Origin of the sequence: Lysinibacillus sp. NPDC086135, assembly GCF_044746345.1 — a bacterium.
GTDB lineage: Bacteria > Bacillota > Bacilli > Bacillales_A > Planococcaceae > Lysinibacillus.
Map to the genome: position 1 here is coordinate 1 of NZ_JBIVCA010000049.1, position 1,584 is coordinate 1,584.

General features: G+C 51.1%; 1 rRNA gene (only partly in view). It reads left to right on the plus strand.

Annotated elements, in window-relative coordinates:
- Window positions 1-22 precede the first annotated feature (22 nt).
- Window positions 23-1,584, plus strand: a 23S ribosomal RNA gene (locus ACIPKN_RS26840) (it continues 1,465 nt past the right edge of the window).

Genomic DNA, 1,584 nt, shown 5'->3' on the forward strand with positions numbered 1-1,584 from the left:
TTTTTTATAGGCTTAATAACTTGGTTAAGTTATTAAGGGCGCACGGCGAATGCCTTGGCACTAGGAGCCGAAGAAGGACGGCACTAACACCGATATGCTTCGGGGAGCTGTAAGTGAGCTTTGATCCGGAGATTTCCGAATGGGGGAACCCACTACGTTTAATCGCGTAGTATCTTGACGTGAATACATAGCGTCTTGAAGGCAGACCCAGGGAACTGAAACATCTAAGTACCTGGAGGAAGAGAAAGAAAAATCGATTCCCTGAGTAGCGGCGAGCGAAACGGGAAGAGCCCAAACCAAGAGGCTTGCCTCTTGGGGTTGTAGGACACTCTATACGGAGTTACAAAAGAGCGAGTTAGATGAAGCGACTTGGAAAGGTCCGCCAGAGCAGGTAAAAGCCCTGTAGTCGAAAGTTCGTTCTCTCCTGAGTGGATCCTGAGTACGGCGGAACACGTGAAATTCCGTCGGAATCCGGGAGGACCATCTCCCAAGGCTAAATACTACCTAGTGACCGATAGTGAACCAGTACCGTGAGGGAAAGGTGAAAAGCACCCCGGAAGGGGAGTGAAAGAGATCCTGAAACCGTGTGCCTACAAGTAGTTAGAGCCCGTTAATGGGTGATAGCGTGCCTTTTGTAGAATGAACCGGCGAGTTACGATTACGTGCGAGGTTAAGCTTTAGAAGGCGGAGCCGCAGCGAAAGCGAGTCTGAATAGGGCGAATTAGTACGTGGTCGTAGACCCGAAACCAGGTGATCTACCCATGTCCAGGGTGAAGGTGAGGTAACACTTACTGGAGGCCCGAACCCACGCACGTTGAAAAGTGCGGGGATGAGGTGTGGGTAGCGGAGAAATTCCAATCGAACTTGGAGATAGCTGGTTCTCTCCGAAATAGCTTTAGGGCTAGCCTCGTGATGAGAATACTGGAGGTAGAGCACTGTTTGGACTAGGGGGCCATCCCGGTTTACCGAATTCAGACAAACTCCGAATGCCAGATATTTATACACGGGAGTCAGACTGCGAGTGATAAGATCCGTAGTCAAAAGGGAAACAGCCCAGACCACCAGCTAAGGTCCCAAAGTAATCGTTAAGTGGAAAAGGATGTGGCGTTGCACAGACAACCAGGATGTTGGCTTAGAAGCAGCCATCATTTAAAGAGTGCGTAATAGCTCACTGGTCGAGTGACGCTGCGCCGAAAATGTATCGGGGCTAAACGATTCACCGAAGCTGTGGATTGACATCTACGATGTCAGTGGTAGGAGAGCGTTCTAAGTGCGTTGAAGTCAGACCGGAAGGACTGGTGGAGCGCTTAGAAGTGAGAATGCCGGTATGAGTAGCGAAAGACGGGTGAGAATCCCGTCCACCGTATGACTAAGGTTTCCTGAGGAAGGCTCGTCCGCTCAGGGTTAGTCGGGACCTAAGCCGAGGCCGATAGGCGTAGGCGATGGACAACAGGTTGATATTCCTGTACCACCTCCTCACCGTTTGAGAAATGGGGGGACGCAGTAGGATAGGGTAAGCGCGCTGTTGGATATGCGCGTCCAAGCAGTAAGGCGTGTGTGTAGGCAAATCCGCACACTGTACGT